The 12,830-nt window shown below is 65.7% G+C and carries 17 protein-coding genes; 9 read left to right on the top strand and 8 right to left on the bottom strand.

From position 1 onward, the window contains the following. Positions 1 to 91 precede the first annotated feature (91 nt). Together ACIF9R_RS29440 and ACIF9R_RS29435 are read right to left on the bottom strand one after the other, a co-directional pair. On the bottom strand, positions 92 to 907 hold the full coding sequence (locus ACIF9R_RS29440) for a hypothetical protein (protein ID WP_399985415.1): 816 nt from the start codon (positions 905 to 907) through the stop codon (positions 92 to 94). A gap of 20 nt (positions 908 to 927) precedes the next feature. Then, complete coding sequence (locus tag ACIF9R_RS29435; protein WP_399985414.1) at positions 928 to 1,545, bottom strand: hypothetical protein; 618 nt, start codon at positions 1,543 to 1,545, stop codon at positions 928 to 930. Positions 1,546 to 1,834: 289 nt separating this feature from the next. On the opposite strand from ACIF9R_RS29435, the gene ACIF9R_RS29430 reads away from it, so the two are divergent. From ACIF9R_RS29430 to ACIF9R_RS29405, 6 genes are all read left to right on the top strand, one after another. Further along, positions 1,835 to 2,188: a hypothetical protein gene (locus ACIF9R_RS29430; protein ID WP_399985413.1), complete on the top strand. Its 354-nt coding sequence runs from the start codon at positions 1,835 to 1,837 to the stop codon at positions 2,186 to 2,188. Further along, complete coding sequence (locus ACIF9R_RS29425) at positions 2,188 to 3,684, top strand: C2 family cysteine protease (RefSeq protein WP_399985412.1); 1,497 nt, start codon at positions 2,188 to 2,190, stop codon at positions 3,682 to 3,684. The genes ACIF9R_RS29430 and ACIF9R_RS29425 overlap by 1 nt, the downstream gene beginning before the upstream one ends. After that, a complete protein-coding gene (locus ACIF9R_RS29420) occupies positions 3,674 to 4,003 on the top strand; it encodes a hypothetical protein (RefSeq protein WP_399985411.1) in 330 nt (109 codons plus the stop codon). Before ACIF9R_RS29425 ends, ACIF9R_RS29420 begins: the two co-directional genes overlap by 11 nt. After that, positions 3,984 to 4,778, top strand: a complete 795-nt coding sequence (locus tag ACIF9R_RS29415) for a hypothetical protein (protein WP_399985410.1) — start codon at positions 3,984 to 3,986, stop codon at positions 4,776 to 4,778. The genes ACIF9R_RS29420 and ACIF9R_RS29415 overlap by 20 nt, the downstream gene beginning before the upstream one ends. Before the next feature lie 53 nt (positions 4,779 to 4,831). Beyond that, positions 4,832 to 5,512: a hypothetical protein gene (locus ACIF9R_RS29410; protein ID WP_399985409.1), complete on the top strand. Its 681-nt coding sequence runs from the start codon at positions 4,832 to 4,834 to the stop codon at positions 5,510 to 5,512. An 81-nt stretch (positions 5,513 to 5,593) separates the two neighbouring features. Continuing rightward, on the top strand, positions 5,594 to 7,039 hold the full coding sequence (locus ACIF9R_RS29405; RefSeq protein ID WP_399985424.1) for a PE-PGRS family protein: 1,446 nt from the start codon (positions 5,594 to 5,596) through the stop codon (positions 7,037 to 7,039). Between the two features lie 68 nt (positions 7,040 to 7,107). On the opposite strand, the gene ACIF9R_RS29400 is transcribed toward ACIF9R_RS29405, so the two are convergent. From ACIF9R_RS29400 to ACIF9R_RS29375, 6 genes are read right to left on the bottom strand one after another with little or no spacing between them, the layout of a single operon-like run. Next, positions 7,108 to 7,947, bottom strand: a complete 840-nt coding sequence (locus ACIF9R_RS29400; RefSeq protein WP_399985408.1) for a hypothetical protein — start codon at positions 7,945 to 7,947, stop codon at positions 7,108 to 7,110. A 36-nt stretch (positions 7,948 to 7,983) separates the two neighbouring features. Continuing rightward, positions 7,984 to 8,190: a hypothetical protein gene (locus ACIF9R_RS29395; RefSeq protein WP_399985407.1), complete on the bottom strand. Its 207-nt coding sequence runs from the start codon at positions 8,188 to 8,190 to the stop codon at positions 7,984 to 7,986. A 10-nt stretch (positions 8,191 to 8,200) separates the two neighbouring features. After that, entirely contained in the window at positions 8,201 to 9,055 is an 855-nt protein-coding gene (locus ACIF9R_RS29390) for a hypothetical protein (protein WP_399985406.1), read from the bottom strand. A 52-nt stretch (positions 9,056 to 9,107) separates the two neighbouring features. Continuing rightward, a complete protein-coding gene (locus ACIF9R_RS29385; protein ID WP_399985405.1) occupies positions 9,108 to 9,410 on the bottom strand; it encodes a hypothetical protein in 303 nt (100 codons plus the stop codon). Positions 9,411 to 9,450: 40 nt separating this feature from the next. After that, positions 9,451 to 10,032, bottom strand: a complete 582-nt coding sequence (locus ACIF9R_RS29380; protein WP_399985404.1) for a DUF3592 domain-containing protein — start codon at positions 10,030 to 10,032, stop codon at positions 9,451 to 9,453. Positions 10,033 to 10,086: 54 nt separating this feature from the next. Further along, positions 10,087 to 10,356 (bottom strand): hypothetical protein, encoded by a 270-nt coding sequence (locus ACIF9R_RS29375; protein ID WP_399985403.1) that lies wholly within the window; start codon positions 10,354 to 10,356, stop codon positions 10,087 to 10,089. 215 nt (positions 10,357 to 10,571) lie between these two features. Between ACIF9R_RS29375 and ACIF9R_RS29370 the strand changes: the two genes are divergently transcribed. The 3 genes from ACIF9R_RS29370 (at position 10,572) to ACIF9R_RS29360 (ending at position 12,797) form a co-directional block, all read left to right on the top strand. Further along, positions 10,572 to 10,832 carry a WXG100 family type VII secretion target gene (locus ACIF9R_RS29370; protein ID WP_030221971.1) on the top strand — a complete coding sequence of 87 codons (261 nt, stop codon included), beginning with the start codon at positions 10,572 to 10,574 and terminating at the stop codon, positions 10,830 to 10,832. A gap of 194 nt (positions 10,833 to 11,026) precedes the next feature. After that, the gene (locus ACIF9R_RS29365; protein WP_399985402.1) at positions 11,027 to 11,338 is read left to right on the top strand and encodes an SAV_915 family protein; all 312 of its coding nucleotides are present in this window, start codon (positions 11,027 to 11,029) and stop codon (positions 11,336 to 11,338) included. Beyond that, positions 11,241 to 12,797 (top strand): hypothetical protein, encoded by a 1,557-nt coding sequence (locus ACIF9R_RS29360; RefSeq protein ID WP_399985401.1) that lies wholly within the window; start codon positions 11,241 to 11,243, stop codon positions 12,795 to 12,797. Before ACIF9R_RS29365 ends, ACIF9R_RS29360 begins: the two co-directional genes overlap by 98 nt. Positions 12,798 to 12,830 lie beyond the last annotated feature (33 nt).

Here is a 12,830-nt window from a genome sequence, read left to right as displayed (position 1 = left end):
GCTGGTCAGACTGACCCACCCAGGGGCTGGGGGCAGCACTGCAGGCTGCCCCCGGCCCCCACCAGGAAGATCACGATCTACGACTGGAGTATTAGGAAGCTCTCGGCTGGGCAGCGGAAAGCTGCGCCCCATCCGGAAGCAGACCCGTAATCAGGCGCCAGAGTTCCTTGGCCGATGTTCGTCGAACCCGCAGGTCGCTGCTCGCCTCCACCTGACCGTCACTGACCGGCTCAGCCGGCAGTTCGCGCAGCCAGTAGCCCTCAAGGCCACAGTCCCAGACTGACAGCGCCGCTACGGAGAGCCCGCCCGGACTTCGTTCCTCCCCCGATCCCTGCCAAACCACAGTAATGCGCCACATGCAGTTCAGCTGAGCAAGAATCTCAGAGAGTCGTAGGGGAGTGCCGGTCGCCTCTGCCACAGCCTCCGGCTCCTCGAACTCCCCGGCTTCCATGCGCTCGATGACCTGGTCGAACAAGCCCATGGTGGACGTGATCACCTCGCTGCCGTTGGCCTCATCGGTGAAGTCCCGGTGCAGGTCCACCATCCTGGCCAGAGACCACACCAGGGTCTCGGGCTCCGCGGGCACGTACTCCGACTCCGTCGCACCAGGCCACGCCTCGTGAATGAAGATGAACTCGTCACCAATGACGGCCCCGTTACTGGTGACACCCTGCGGACCGGTGACTTCCACGCGCGCGATGACACGCGGCGCCATCAGCGTGGAAACGAGTGGATAGAGGTCGGCGACGATCTTGTCGTCACCGTCAAGCAGCCCTGCTTCCCGCAACTCGACCCGCGACTGCGACAGTTCCTCCGGCAGCTGGTTCTCTTCGACGAGGAATCCCAGCACACCGATATGAGCATCGGACAACCGCAGCCGACGTCGCGCCGCATCCAAGGAAGGCATTCTGTTGTGTCCTCCAGAAATCAGAGAAAATTGCACCGGTTCAGAAAGCGCCCCGGTATCGACACCAGTGCTCCGGGCATAGATAGATTGCGCGTGTACACGGCCTCCAGCACTACAGCGAGGCTGATGTCGAGGGCATCCGCCGCGCCCGAGCAGGCCCCGGACAACGTCTGCGGGTTGTTCCAACCGGAGCGCCTCATGCGTACGCGTGCGCCTTCACGAGCCAGTTCATGGCTACGCTTACCACCGACCTGGACGTAAGTGTAGGAGCGCCCCACGACATCAATGCGAAGAGCTCGCCCCAGACGGCCCGGTCGGTAGACGTTCCGGGAAAGGTCCGCTGGGCCCCAGTCAACCCGTAGTTCCCCTCTGGCCAGGAGGGGGCGCCGCAGGTACCGCAGCCCGAGATAGGTGACAAGTGGGAAGCTTTCACCGCTGACCGCCACCTCGCAGTACTCAGACGGGTAGTCACTGTGCTCCGTGGGAAAGGCCAACTCGATACGTCCGAGGCCCTCCACCTGGCCGAACCACGAGAAGACCTCGCCCCGGCGCCCGCGAGTGGACGACGCACGCTGAAGCTCGAAGGACACTCCGCTCATTCGCTCAACCCCTTCCTTGCCTTCAGCCGGTTCGATCACACCTATACCTTATGACCACCGAACGGCCGACCCGCATGCCACGAAAGCCGACATAAGGGAATTCGGGAGCTATCTCTGTTCTTTTCGAATCGGCCGCCGGACACAGCAAGGCTAATTTGATTGCAGTGTCGTCGGGCTACGGTGCCTACGTGGTGGGCCTGCATCAGTCGGGGAGATTTCGCTCCGCAACCGTGGAACGGAACCGACTCTCGTATGCTTCAGCGGCGATCCCGTGCGTCAACTCACGTGACGTCGCCGGAAATATCAGCGAACGGGGAGGATGTCGGCCGTGGGGCCTACAGATGCGGACAGCGGTGCCGAGTTGAAGAAGCGGGCCGAGCGGTTGCGGGAGTGTGCGCGTGAGGCGCGGACGCTGGCGCGCAGCTTGGGGACGTATCTCGATGGCGTGGTGAAGAAGGCCGCTCCGCGCACCGGCTCCCGGGCTGGGGACGACAAGGGCGCCATCTGGCAGGGGCCCTTCGCCGACGACTGCACGGCGCGGCTCCAGCAGAGGCAGCGCACGCTCAACGGCATGGGCGGTGCCCTGCTGGCCGACGCCACCCGCTGGGAGAACCAGGCGGACGAACTGGAGCGGCAGGCAAAGGAGAAGGACAAGGCCAAGGCTGGGACGGGCGGCAGCTGATGGGGTTCCGGGGATTCGACGCCGTCAAGCTCACCGCTCTCGCGAACGATCTGGACACGCTCGCCGGCAACGCGGGCAAGCTGCACAGCCAGTTGGCTGCCCTGCTCACCACCGCTCAGCAGAACCTGCCGTCGGGGCAGACCGCTTCCCGCGATCCCGAGTTGCAGGCCCTTGTCGGGGATCTGGTTCCCCTGCCGTCGTTCTTCGGCGGGCGCCGCGGGCTGCCGGGCTCGCTCACCGGCGAGCTGGGTGACATGCAGTCGTCGATGAAGCGCCGCATCAAGCAGTTGGAGGGAGTGCAGGAGCTGGCGCGCAACGGCTATCCCGTCGCCGACGGCAGCGTTTTCCTCGACGAGACGGCCCCCGACGCCAAGAAGATAGACGAGGCCCTGCGCAACCTTCGCGCGCTCGACGGCAAGGACTTCGGCACCAACGGCAACCGCGACGACCTGGAGAAGGTCTCCGGCGAACTCGACGGGCTGACGGCTGCCGAGATCGACGCCCTCATCTCCAAGGCGTCCCCGAAGGACCTCGCCTTCTACAACGAACTCCTCACCGACACGGGCGACTCCGGCTGGAACCCGTTCGACGAGAACGGCCTGCCCGAGGACCGGCGCAGGAACACGCTCAGCCTGATGCTGTCGAAGATCGACCCGCAGAACGTGCCCAAGTTCCAGGCGGCGTTCCCCGGTATGCAGCCGACGTTCACCAACACCGACGCCTACGAACAGGGCGGCAACAACCAGAACGGGATGACCAACAACGGCATCCACTGGGCGCCGCCCGGCGACCCGCTGTTCGTCAACGGCGTCTCCTCCGACGACGTCAACCAGAACCAGTTCGGTGACTGTTGGTACGTGGCCTCACTGGCCGGACTGGCGCAGAAGAACCCCCGGTTCATCCAGGAGGGCATCAAGGAGAACCCGAACGGCACGGTCAGCGTGCGTGTCTGGGACAAGGAGGGCAACCACCAGTGGGTCACCGTGACCGCCGACCTGCCCACCGACCAGAACGGCAACCCGATCAGCACCTACGGCAACGGCGAGTCCTGGCCCGCGTACTACGAGAAGGCCTTCGCGATGGTCTACTCGGAGGACGGCGACAACGAGCGGGGCTACGGCGGCATCGAGGGCGACGACCCGAAGAAGGCCGCTCCCTATCTCACCGGCCGGGAGGGCGAGGACCTGAGGACCGGCGGTTTCCTCGGCATCGGGGAACACGACGACAAGGACCTGGGCTCCCTGAAGAAGGCCTTCGAGTCCGGTCAGGTCGTCACCGTCTCCACCCCTGCCGACGAGAGCCTGGACAAGAACCACCCCAAGGAGTGGGGCAGCACCTACCACAGCAACCACGCTTACTACGTCCGTGGCTTCACCGACGACGGCAAGGTCATCCTCGGCAATCCCTGGGGTACGTCCGGCTATCCGCCGATCACCGTGACGCAGGAGCAGTTCAACCAGTACTTCCAGGCGCCGGAGGCCTTCGATGTCCCGTGACGGCACGCAGGTGAAATATCCGTTCGAGTTCGACGGCCGCTGGGTGCTTCGCTACCACATCCCGTACACCGTCGTGCACGACGGCCTCACCCACCGGATCGTCGCGACGATCTTCGCTCAGCCCTCCGTGCACGGCCGCATCCAGGTCAACCGAGAGGGGCAGTTCATCGCCGAGTACGACGAACTGGTCGCCGGGAGCACGGTGGAGATCACCGGGGACACGTGGCGGGTGACAGAGGTCGAGTACCGGACCCATATCGTCCTGGAACGTGTTCCCGAGGAGACCGAGGAGGATTCCGGTGCTCAGGCCGGTGAGTAGGTACCGCAGGACCGCAGGCACCGTTCTGGCCCTGCTCGCGCTGGCCGGCTGCGGATCGTCGGCGACCGGAGGCGGCGGCGGAGGGAAGCCGACGACAACCCTTGGAACCACACAGGCGGCATCCGAGGACAAGGGCCCGGTGTGTGTGGGTGAGGCGCCGGAGGACGGCGTGCACGTGCTCCGGGGCGGTGGTTTCCAGCTGCCGGGCGGCGGAGGCGTGCAGTACGAGGACGCCGCGGCCGACGGCACCACGCGCACGGCGACGCTCCGCGACGGCGCCGGATACAGCTCCGGCCAGCGGCAGTGGACCGTCGGCACCGGGGCGGACGTCACCGTCTCCGGCCACACCTACACCGTCCGGCAGATCTGCTCCTACCGCGTCGTCCTCGAACCGAAGGCCGCCGAGGACAAGGCCACGCTGTCGGCGCGCCCCAAGTCCATGGAGTCGGCGGGCGGACCCGCGGACGCTCCCCTGTGCTTCACCACCAACCAGGACGTCCGGGCCACCGCTGCAGCCGGTTTCCCGTCCGAGGGAGCTGAGTTGTCCCTCGTCGCCAACGGCGGAGTCCAGCGCTTCCCCACAGGCCTGTCCATTACCGTCTCCTACGTCGACACCGGCACCGGCACTGCCGGCATCGCGGCGAACTGCGCGGCCATCCCGGTCGCGTCGTACAAGGACGTACGCGTCGGCGATCCGGTGGAGTTCGCGGGTGTCCTGTTCAAGGTCTCGGCCCTGACGGAGAGGGCTGTGACGATCACCCGCTCGCATGCGTAGCCCGGCCTGGACCAATGCGCCGGTCCGCCCCACCACAGCCATGGAGATCACTGGTGTTCGGCAAGAACGACAACACCCCCGAGCCGCCCGTTCCCACCGTCCCCTGGGCCGATGCCTGGGAGTTCGGCATCAGTGATGAGGAGCGTCCGGTCACCCCGCACCGGAAGCAGGCGGTGATGGGCCCTCGGGCCTTCAGAGTGGCACAGGGCCGCGGTGCCCAACGCGTCCTCGCGCCGTGTGCCTTCTTCCCTCCATCATCCCGTCCGAAGGCCGCGGAGAAGGGCTTGTACATGGACCCCGAGGGCCATCAACTGCTCTGCTCGGTCGGCGAACCGGAGCATGTGAACGGCATGCGCCACTACCGGGTGCATGACGCCCACGGCGAACCTATTGGGACTATTCGGCGCATATCACCCCTCAAGCATGCACTGAAACCGACATGGCGTATCGACCAGCCGGGGCGCCCGGAAATCACCAGCAGTGCCGAGTGGGCCGAAGGCGGACGCAAGGAGGTCGTACAACGCGGCGCCGGAAAGTTGCTGCTGGGCGTCGTCCAGGCGGTCGCCGACATGGGTGCGGAGGGAGGTGATCAGCCCTCGAAATCCCGTGTCCTCGAATGGCGGTCCGGCAAGGAACTGGTGATGACGTCGGACCATGACGCCAGGTATCTGATCAGGGCGGACTGGCTGGACCGGCGCCTCGTCTTCGCCTACGGCCTGTTGCGCAACGGTTGATCACGGGCACGACACAACCAGCGGACAAGAAGCGCCGGAAGGGTGACCACACACGCCGCCGGACAGGAAGGGGGATGGTCCATGGGTTTCAGGAACGTGAATCCGGATGACCTGGATCAACTCGCCAAGTTGCTCGACGGACGCGGAGGCGTCCAGGACAGAGCGGACGAGGCTTTCACGAGGGCGTCCAGGCTTGGCGTCGGCAGCAAACTGGCCTCGCTCAAGCCTCTGCGCGGCTGGTCCGGAGACACCGCTTCCGACCTGCGCAAGCGAAGTGTGATCGCCCGGCTTGAAAGCGGTGACCCGCATGCCGGGCTGTTGTGGGCCGGGTTCAGCGCAAAGGAGATAGAGAAGTACAGGGCAGCGGATCTCGAGCCGGACGCCCTCCTCCTGGCCAACTCGGTTGCGGCCAGCGGTGACCCAAAAGCCTACGAATTCAGGCGTAAGCCCGATGAATCGCTGAGCGAATGGGTGGAGCGGCTTCAGGCGCACGCCATCACACGCATACCCGGCCTGCAACCACACGAAGAGACGGTCGCCAGCATGATCGGGCTCTTCGGCGACTGGGCTGGTGTCACCGCGGCCACAGCCGTCGTCACAGTCCACGGTGCCTCGCTCACGAAAGTATTGGTGGGCAACTCCATGAAAGCCGGGGCACTGCGGACATGGAAGACCCGCCTGGGCGTGGCCCTCCGAGGATCGGACAGCGGGCTCATACGGTCCGCCGGCAACGGTCTCATCAAGTGGACGCCAAAGATACGCTCTTTGAGTGCTCCGGGCAGTTGGCTGCCGGGACAACTGGGGGCCCTCTTCGGGCGCAGCACGGCATACCAGAACCTGTCCCGTATTCCGCTCACGAGCGGAATACGGGGGGACCTGCTGGGCGAGGGCTACAACTGGGTGCGCTCCACCCCCCTGATGAGCACGCTTCGCGCCAACGGAGTTATCGATTTCCTGGTCGGTTCCGACGAACTGGCCAAGAAATATGGTGGTTTCACGCACTCGGGGCAGCCCGTGGCACGTGCCGGAAACGCGAGTCTGATCAAGGTCTTCACCAAGGCCGCCAACCAGCAACGGTTCGCTCATTCCCTGGCTCAGATCGTTCCGGACGCCGCTGGGGGGTCCAGTGCGCTGCGCACCGGTCTGGGCGCCGCCGCCAAGACCGCCGGGTTCCTGCGCGGTGCCGGAATCGTTGGTGGGGTTTTCTCTACTGGCTACAGCGCGGCCAACGTCATTTCCCAGGGTAATCCGGTCGACGCGTTCAAAAGGAGGGGCGCCGGATATGTGGCGGACGTCGCCGAGGTCGGTTTCAATGCCTCCCTGACAGCAGCCATGGTCGCGCCCAACCCGGTGACCATAGGCCTTGCCGTGGGAACGGGCCTCATCTACGGCGGTGCCAAAGTGGTCGAGCACTGGGACGACATCGAGAGGAAGGCGGGAGAGGCCAAGAAGTGGGTGGGTGACAAGGTCGGAGACCTGGGCAAGAGCATCGCCAAGTCAAAGGCGAATCCAATGAACTGGTTCTGACCTCACGCCTGTTCGGCAGCATGTTCTTGACCGGTCCGAGTCCGGCGGTCGACTGACGCAGTCTATGGTCACTCGCTCTCGATCAGCATCTCCTCGCGGTTCGGCAGCAGGTCCGTGATCTTCTCCCAGACCTCCGCCGAGTGGGACCGCACGAGGGCCAAGGGGCTGTCGGGGCCGACCTGACCTGGCATGATCGGTTCTTCTGGTTGCTCACGTATCCAATAGCCTGCAGGGCCACAGTCCCAGACGGCGAGTGCACGGATCATGGTGGAGCGTTCGCCGTCGTGCTCACCGTCCCAGGCGGTGGTGATGCGCCAGGTCGCGTTCAAAGAGGTGACCAACTCGGTGAACTGATCGAGTGCCGCGCCCTTGAGCACGGGGTCGGCCTCAGCGAGCGCCTTGCGGACCGTCATGCGGGCGGTGTCATCGTCCCGACCATGTCCTTCCAGAGCGACGAAAGCAGCATCGAGCGCCGCCATCGTCGTATCGACGCGTGCTTCCGGAGTCCCCTCCTCGGGCTTCTCGCCCCGATGCAGATTGACCTTTCTGGCCAGCTCCCAGACGAGGGTGTTGGCCTCGACGGCAACGTACTCGGACTCCTCCTCGCCCGGCCAGGCGTCGTGCGAATACACCGCGCCCTGACCCACGACGACGCCGTTGTTCACCGGCCCCTGTTCTCCCGTGATCTCCACCTGAATCACGACCAGCGGGTTCGCAAGGGCATCGAGCAAGCCGCGCAGCATCGGCGCCAGCTCCCCCTCCTCTCCCACCAGACCAATGCGCTGGAGCTCCACGAGGGTCTCCCATAGCTCATCAGGTGGTGTTTCGCCGTCCAGCAGATGCGCGAACACGGCGATGTGCCGGTCGGCCAACCGAAAGCGGGCGCGTGAGCTGTCATGCGAGGGCACTGGTCGGTTTCCTCCTGTCAACGGCGGCGACGCCGGCTAGTTCTTCTTGTCCTGCAGGTCCTTGGCATCCTGCGTGCACTTCTGTACCTCTTCCCGCAAGGCCTTGGCGACCGTCCCGCACTTCGTCTGCCAGGTCCTGAGTTGGCCGCGCACATCGTCCGCGTTGGGTTCTGACCAGCTCTTCATTCCGGTGGTGCTGTGGTTCTTGGCGTTGTCGACGATCGAGTCGATGTGATCGGCCAACGAACGCAACTCACCGGCACGCTGGTTGAGTTCCTGAATGTCGGGTTTTCCCATGGCAGCCTCCCCCGCTGTCTCGACGGCCAGGATACGACCGCATCAGCCAGACTTCCCCCTGTCCCCAGCCGCACGGTCCGCACCGCACGAACCCGCGTTGCCCGCCGGAAGACCAGGGTGTTTGAGAAGTGATCTCGTGTCCGGATTCGTCATGCAAGGCCGGGGGCGGTGAGGGGCCGTAGGTGGTCTCGCGCGGTGCGGCGGAGGGCGGCGCGATGTTGGTGTGGCCGTCCTGGCGGTTGACGCCGATGGCGAGGTTGCGCAGGCCGGCAATGACGCGGGGCAGTTGGCGGCTGCGGGTCTTCGAGGCGTCATCGTGGAAAGTGAGGTCCCGGACGTGGTGGAGCTGGTTCTCGATGTGGCAGTGGCCGCGGGTCGAGGCGAAAGGTTCGCTGCCGGTGGCCGCGCCGGGCGGGCAGGCTCGTGACCAGGTCATCCGCTCGATCGTCAGCTTGCCGGTGCCCAGGTCCTTTCTCCAGCAAACAACTTGGAGGGCTTGCCGAGCGTGCGGGTGGTCGAGGTGGATGAAGGCGGCCGTCTTGAGGCCGCGGATCTCGTCGCGGTGGTGGCCGCGTCCGCATTCGTAGTGGTCCAGGCGGATGTCGCGCCAGGGCAGGCGACGGACCTTCTCGTGCAGTCCAGGGTGGTTGCGTTTGACCGCCGCGAGGTAGTGGGCTCCGCGTCCGTGCAGGTAGGTAGCGTAGTCAGGGGCGTGGTGGGCGTCCGCGGTGAGGACGGCGCCGGTCAGGTCGATGCCGTCCAGAAGCGGAGCGGAGGCCGGGCCCCTGACGGAGGCGGCGGTACGGCTCACCCGCGCGGGCGCGTAGGGCTTGGGACCGTCGGTCCGGTCGGAAGGACCGGCGTCAGGTGCTGTTGTGGTACGACCGGGCCTCCGCCGGGGTCACCTTCTCGGGCTCGTTTCGGAGGGCGGCGTCGACCAGCGGCAGCAGTTTGTCGACCTGCTCACCCAGCTTCTTGTGGCGGCCCTGCAGTTCCCGGTGCCAGGCACGGGCGTTCTTCCCCACCCAGACCTTGTCGCCGCCGATGTCCTCGGTCGGCCCCTTCAGCGCCTTCCTCAGGCGCTCGACCTCTTGTGCGAGATCGCGGCGGAGCTTCTCCAGGTCCGCCTTCCTCGGATTGACCACTGTGGGCTGTGCGTCCGCCACGAGTGTTCCCGTCCATTTCCGCAGTCTCGGCGTTGTCCGATCAGGCCGCTGTGATCTGTTTCCTCCTCTCGAGCAGGATGCGCCGCCGTATCGCTCCGAAGACCGCGCCCGCCAGGAAGAGGAGGAACAGCAACAACGTGACCAGCATGGGCGCCGTCATGGTCGGCGGATTCCTCACCCAGTCCGTCGTCAGCACGCGCGCCGGGTCCCGAGGGTCGTACGTCACCGATACGACACCACCGGGTTCCAGACCTTCGGGGCGCATACCGCCCCAGTCATGGAGCGAGGTCTCCCTCTTTCCCTCGGCATCGCTGAACTTCACTTTCACGTTACCCGGATTGCCGTACTTGTCCTTGGGCGAGGCAGTGACCTCGGCCCAGACAGAGACACCTCGAGAGCGGAGGTCGCTCACCAGAGACTCCGAGGGGAGCAGGAAGACAAGAAACATTCCACCGGTCAGCAACGACATCGCGGCCAGAGCAAGGACGACTCGCCACGGCGGCACGGGCGGCTGTTCCCTGAGGAAGCGCCTTCTGCGCCACTCCGCCTCGTGCGCAACCCGCTCAGCGGACTTCGGCGGCGGAGTCCAGTCCGCGCGGCGTTTCTTTTTCTTCTTCCCCATGAGGATCGGCCCCTACGAGCATCAAAACCGCGTCGCCATCGTCGGTCCCGGCGGCTACTCCTGTTTGCCCTGCCTGCCCTGCAGGTCCTTGGCATCCTGAGCGCACCGCTGCGCCTCGTCGCGCAGGGCTTTGGCGACGGTGCCGCACTTGGTCTGCCAGCCCTTCAACTTTCCGCGGACCTCGTCCGCGTTGGGGCCCGCCCAGGACTTCATACCGGTCGTGCTGTGATTCTTGGCCGTGTCGACCAGTGAGTCGATGTCGTCGGCCAGTGAACGCAACTGGCCGGCGCGCTGGTTCAGTTCCTGAATCTCCGGTTGTGCCACAGCAGCCTCCCCCACAGTCCTGACGGTCAGCATACGGTCGCACCCTCCCGGCGCCGAACCACGCCCGGATCGAACGGCCCTGTCCCGACGCACACGAGTTGTTCACCTTGTCGTCTCAACCCGCCCTGGCCGGGCGGGAACTGGCTGTGGTGCGATAGCGTCCACTGTTGCAAACGGACAGTCCGCTTGTTCCTGATGACACGGGGAGGATCGCCATGGATCGCGGTGCAGATCTCACACGGCTCCGGGAGTTGTCGAAGACCTATGCGCGCAAGGCGCACGACCTGCAGCTCCTGATCAAGGACCTTCAGACGGCCACGGCAGACAGCACTGGCTACTGGAAGGGTCCCAAGGCCGACCGGTTCCGGGACGACTGGCGCGACGTGAAGCCGACCTTCGAGAAGTGGGTCGACACGCTGAACGAGGCCAGCAAGTCCGCGAACACGAGCGCCGACAACATCGAGCGCGCCACCTGATTCCTCGGCGCATCACGCGGAGTGCAGCCGGCCGGGGCGCCGGGACCACCACCCTCAGGGTGGGTCCCTGCGCCCCGGCGGCGTTTGCGCCTACGCGGAATCCAATTCCGCGACTCGACTATTGATATTACCTTCCGACTTTAATTTCGCTGCCGGAATTGCCTCTTGGTCTCAGCACCTCATAATCTGGGCCAATGGCCTCCGTCGGCATGCCCGAGAGCAGTCCCGAATACCTCGTCCTGCCCACCATGGACAGCCCCCCGCATGACGGCAGCACCATCGAGGTGGCCCTCTTACCCGTCACCGGCGCCGACGGCCGGGAACAACTGGCCGCACTCGCGTTCACCTCGGTTTCGCTGCTGGTCGAGGCGATGGGGGAGGAACAGCCGTGGGCCGTGCTGCCCGCCGGTGAAGTTCCCGGGGCACTGGCAGGTTCGGGCGCGAAATCGGTCCTGGTCGATCCCCGGCCTGGCGTCGGCGCACACCAGGAAGCATCCAATGGTTGACCCGAACTTCTCCGGAATCAATCCGGAGAATTTACTGAGGACCATCAAGGACCTGGAATCCGGCAGCAAGTCGCTGCACGGAGCGAGCACCGCATACCTTTCCCGGTTCCACAAATTCGGACTGGATACAGCGCACCTGTCGGAGATCGCGAGGATCGCCGGCTGGGTGGACGACGAACTCCCCATACTGCGCCGGAGACAAGGGCTCGCCGCGGCCATGGAACTGGACCAGGGAAGCGCGGGGCGCAAGGGCGAGCCCTTGGTTCGGGTACGGGAGCCCGTCGCGACCGTTGGCAAGGCGCGGGCGAACGGCAGGAAGCTCGCCGAGGAGACCGCAGAGGCGGCGGACCTCGACCGGGGCCGGGCCGGTGCGGAATTCCACCGGATCGCGGCCGAGCTGGCGCGGCACAAGGGAGACCCGGACTTCGCCTCGGCGTTCTACGCGAAGCTCGATCCGGAGTTGCTGAAGGTGCTGCCGGTGACCGTTGCCGCCACCGAGGCGCCCACGGCGGAGGCCGACGTCAGGGTGTTCGGCTCCGCGTTCACCACCGCGACCCAGGCCGTCGCCCCCGCCGCCGGATTCAGCAGGGCGGCCGCCCTTTTCCACGGTGACTTCGGCAAGGACGAGCCCACCGCGGTGTTCAGCAGGGCGCTCATGCAGGGTGACGACCCCGATCTCTGGGCCCTCGCGTGGAAGCACACGGTGATCGCGGCGAAGAAGCTCGGTGATCCGGCGGACACGTGGTCGGACACAGCAGGGGTGCTGGCCTCCGTCATCGGCATGCAGGCGAAGTACGCCGGCCACTTCTGGGAGCGGTCGCAGAAGTTCTCGGACGAGGCGAGTCGGCTGTACCAGCGGCGCGTCAACAGCATGTCCGCGGAGGAGCGGCGCAAGTTCAAGAAGGAAACGAGGCGGGCGGCGCGAGCAGCCAGGCAGTCCGCTGTCGAGGCTGAGCGGATTCTCACCAAGTACGGTATGGGCTCGTTCTCCCGGTTGCTGGAGGCTTCCTTCGCGGAAGGCGGCAGTTGGCTGATCGGCAAGGTACCCGGCCTCCGGCCACCCAGCTCGGCGACTCTCTTCGGCCGGGCCCTGCACACGGGCGGCAAGCTGCCTCTCGTCGGGACGGTGCTCACTGTGGGGGCGATCGGGTGGGACATCGGACACGGCGAGGAGAAGGACGTCGCGGTCGCGGCCAACGTCAGTGGGATGGCGGCCGGGACGGCAGCCACCTGGGGAACTATGGCGACCGTCGCATGGTTCGGGGGCCCAGTTGGATGGGGGATCGGAGCCGGCGTCGTACTCGGCTTTGGTGCGGGCTACACCATTTCGTATATCGCGAAAACCAAACGTGGCAGGAGAATGGTCAACACGGTCACAGACACGGTAGAAGACGCAGGCAAGGCGATCGGCGATGCTGCATCTGACGTCAAGAACACTGTGAGTGGATGGTTTTCGTGAGGTCGTCGAAGCATCGCGCGCTGATTCCGCGGC

Origin of the sequence: Streptomyces sp. NPDC086080, from assembly GCF_044540255.1 — a bacterium.
Classification (GTDB): domain Bacteria; phylum Actinomycetota; class Actinomycetes; order Streptomycetales; family Streptomycetaceae; genus Streptomyces.
This window is presented reverse-complemented; position numbering and strand designations above follow the sequence as displayed.

Excerpts from the sequence above, each read along its gene's own strand:
- ACIF9R_RS29440 (WP_399985415.1), bottom strand. The coding sequence starts at position 907 with ATGCCTTCCTTGGATGCGGCGCGACGTCGGCTGCGGTTGTCCGATGCT.
- ACIF9R_RS29425 (WP_399985412.1), top strand. The coding sequence starts at position 2,188 with ATGGGGTTCCGGGGATTCGACGCCGTCAAGCTCACCGCTCTCGCGAAC.
- ACIF9R_RS29420 (WP_399985411.1), top strand. The coding sequence starts at position 3,674 with ATGTCCCGTGACGGCACGCAGGTGAAATATCCGTTCGAGTTCGACGGC.
- ACIF9R_RS29405 (WP_399985424.1), top strand. The coding sequence starts at position 5,594 with ATGGGTTTCAGGAACGTGAATCCGGATGACCTGGATCAACTCGCCAAG.
- ACIF9R_RS29380 (WP_399985404.1), bottom strand. The coding sequence starts at position 10,032 with ATGGGGAAGAAGAAAAAGAAACGCCGCGCGGACTGGACTCCGCCGCCG.
- ACIF9R_RS29370 (WP_030221971.1), top strand. The coding sequence starts at position 10,572 with ATGGATCGCGGTGCAGATCTCACACGGCTCCGGGAGTTGTCGAAGACC.
- ACIF9R_RS29365 (WP_399985402.1), top strand. The coding sequence starts at position 11,027 with ATGGCCTCCGTCGGCATGCCCGAGAGCAGTCCCGAATACCTCGTCCTG.